The sequence below is a fragment of the Paraburkholderia sp. RL17-373-BIF-A genome, assembly GCF_046030175.1.
Classification (GTDB): Bacteria; Pseudomonadota; Gammaproteobacteria; order Burkholderiales; family Burkholderiaceae; genus Paraburkholderia.
Genome location: NZ_JARESO010000183.1, coordinates 1 through 2,798 on the forward strand (window position 1 = coordinate 1; position 2,798 = coordinate 2,798).

The window sequence follows — 2,798 nt, forward strand, 5'->3', positions numbered from 1 at the left end:
AGCGAATCAAGGTCTCGCTCGGCTCTCTTAGCCCGATCGAATACCGGCAGAGTCTTGGAATCGCGGCATAAATCAGTCCAAGAATCTAGCCGCACCCCCTCCTCCGCGGTCGGTACGTCCACGGCAGACAGATCACCCGCGCGCAGAGAGCGCACCAGTTCGATCGGGTCGCGCTCGGCCGGTTTGCGCGAATCAGCGACGGCGCGCAAACCATGCAGTCGCCCCTTTTTGCAACAGCCGCCGGTACAGGCCGTAGCCGCAGGGGCCGGCCTCATAAACCAAGCGGATGTGGCACGCTTTGGACTACAGTCGTTTGCATTGGCGATCGACTTCGATCTGTGTCGTGTCGATCTTGCCGAGCAGTTCCAAGTCGTTTATACCGACCGCATAGGCGAGCACGATCGATCCTTGTGAACGTCGATCCCCACGCACAAATCGCCATCGTCTCGCATGCCAGCTTCCGTGCCGGATGTACACCGTTGAGCAGCGGTTCCATCCGCACTCAATGCGGCTCTGGCATCAATGCTAACCCGCGCTTACATCCCATGTGTAACTAGCCTCGCCTCACGGGAGTCATACTGACTTGCTGATACTCGGCAATTGCACCTTCCCACGGTGTGCTCGGAAAAAGGCCCAGCCATGCCGCAAATTCACGACCTGTTCCGAATGCCCCGTCTGTTCCGTGGTCGCGACTATCGCTGTCGCCGCGAGCACGCCAACCCCCGGTATGGCGGCAATGGCCCTGCATGCCAATCTTGCAAGCGCCGTTCGATGTCGTGTATCTGCCTGTCGAGATCGGGCAGCAGACTCCATTGCTCACGAAGGATATCAACGAGTACTGCTGGAAATCGATCGACGACCCAGATACTGTTGACGTGCGAGAGGATCGGCTGCTAGCGAACGGGATCGATGTGTGAGGCGGCGTGCAGCAAAGCAGCGAGGTTCCAGGGTAACGGTTCGTCGAGGCGGTTCACTGGGTGATCGTCGCTGCGCTCGATGACGTATTGCAGGTAGGCTTCGGGATCAATGCCGCTCATGCAGGCAGATCCGATCAGGCTGCATGAGCGGCTGCACGTTCTCCGCCTGAGTCGGCGCCAGCAAATAAAAGTTTAGCCTTCTGAATGCCACGCCGCGCAATGCGCGCTCGGCGATCATATTGTCTGTCCCGGCCTGACCATCGCTGCAGTAATAGACCAGCGCCGGCCGGCGATTCAACGAATAGTCGATCGCTTTGGTGTGTCCGATTTCGCGCAGAGTGAGCACACTTGTCTCGAACCGCCGTTTCATGTCATCAAGCGGCGGCGCAGCCTTCTCCTGGCGAACGCGCCGGCGTTCTTGAGGCGGCGTGCCACGAATGCCCTTATCGATGCTATAGAGTGCACCAATGAGTGCACCAATGCGCCCGAGTGCCTCGCTGCTGATCGGTGATGCCCGAACAGCGGACTGGGTAGAAAGGAATCTTCTGGCAGCCAATGGCGCGGCGGGCGAGGCTCGAACTCGCAACCTCAGGTTTAGAAGACCTGTGCTCTATCCCATTGAGCTACCGCCGCCCAATACAGGCCCAAGCGAGAACGATCATCCTTCGCCTGCCTAAGGTAATTTACACTTCTTGATGCTGCAATTTACCCGCCCCTCAACTTGACGTTGCCGGTTACACGGGGGAAACGGTATGCCTCGGCGAACCCGTGTGGCGCCCACGATCTTGTACGGGCAGGCTTTGCAGCAAGTCGCCGAGTTGGACGGGCATTAACCCATTGGTCACGATCTGAAGCGCGACAAGAAGCGAAAGAAGCCGGGTAACGCTTTTTTCGCCCGTGCAAAACATAATCCTTCGCGCGATGGAGCATGCCAAGTCACTACTACCCGCGCAGTCTTCACACCGCTTCCAGATATCCAAATACGTTCTTCAGTCGCGATCCGAACGCTGAAGCTTGGTTGCAGGCAATACTCATACGGTGCGACACAGCGCGTCAGAAAAAGAGGAGCATCGAGAGCCAGTATCTCCGTGTTGTCGACAGCCCGCCAGCTCAGTGTCGTTCCCGGGTGCAACACATATGTGTTTCTGTCTAGCATTTCTGTCAGCTTCGCGTGTACACAATCGCCGTAAGGCGGGGGTGGCCATAGACTTTATGAAAACATCGAGAGCTAGGCCACGCCCCGGGCTAGTTTCCGACTTACTCCTCGGAAGATGCGGTTATTCCGTGGGATGAAGGCGTTGATAACTGGGGCATCGATACAATTCGATGGCAGTGCTTGTTCGTCGATAGGACTTGCATGAGCCAATGTTGGAAAAGGCTACCTGATTAACCAGGCCTTCTCTTTCGATTTTTGTCTTTAGATTCCAATTTCGACACGCCCCGACAGCAGGAATTCGGCGTTCATTGCTAGCGCGCTCAATGTGATTTGTCAAGCAATACACGCGGAATTTGATTGGTAGACGGCGCCGTCGCGCAGCACGGCGAACGGCACCTGCCAGCGTCACTGGCAACGGCGATGAGCGCCTAATTGGGCGCTTAACCTGTGCGGTGCGGCGACACTAGAACCTTCCTGCGAGGTCACCAACTCAGACGTCATGCCACAACAGGTTGCTCCGATAGGTACTGTAGGCTCGCGACCGTCAGCACCGCGACCTGCTTGAACTCAAGGCCGAGCGGGCGCGTGCATTCGCTTCTGATTTTATGTCCTCGTTGACGCCGTTGTACTCGATCAAGGCCTCTTTGAGGCGTGAATCACACCGAGAATCGTGGAGGCGTGGGGCAAAATTCTTAAAGTGATTGTGCTGCAATCCGAGACTCTGT

3 protein-coding genes, 1 tRNA gene and 2 pseudogenes are annotated in these 2,798 nt (G+C 57.0%); all 6 read right to left on the bottom strand.

Going from position 1 to position 2,798, the window contains the following annotated elements:
* Positions 1–62: 62 nt before the first annotated feature.
* A pseudogene (locus P0D80_RS49270) lies at positions 63–452 on the bottom strand (IS110 family transposase); the annotation flags it as partial.
* Positions 453–619: 167 nt separating this feature from the next.
* Positions 620–851 (bottom strand): annotated as a pseudogene (locus P0D80_RS49275) (transposase); the annotation flags it as partial.
* A 42-nt stretch (positions 852–893) separates the two neighbouring features.
* Positions 894–1,037, bottom strand: coding sequence for a transposase domain-containing protein (locus tag P0D80_RS49280; protein ID WP_408295786.1), 144 nt, complete (start codon positions 1,035–1,037; stop codon positions 894–896).
* Complete coding sequence (locus tag P0D80_RS49285) at positions 1,024–1,473, bottom strand: IS66 family transposase (protein WP_408295788.1); 450 nt, start codon at positions 1,471–1,473, stop codon at positions 1,024–1,026. Before P0D80_RS49285 ends, P0D80_RS49280 begins: the two co-directional genes overlap by 14 nt.
* Positions 1,474–1,550, bottom strand: a tRNA-Arg gene (locus tag P0D80_RS49290).
* Between the two features lie 1,067 nt (positions 1,551–2,617).
* On the bottom strand, positions 2,618–2,798 hold a 181-nt coding region (locus P0D80_RS49295), incomplete at its 5' end, for a hypothetical protein (RefSeq protein ID WP_408295791.1).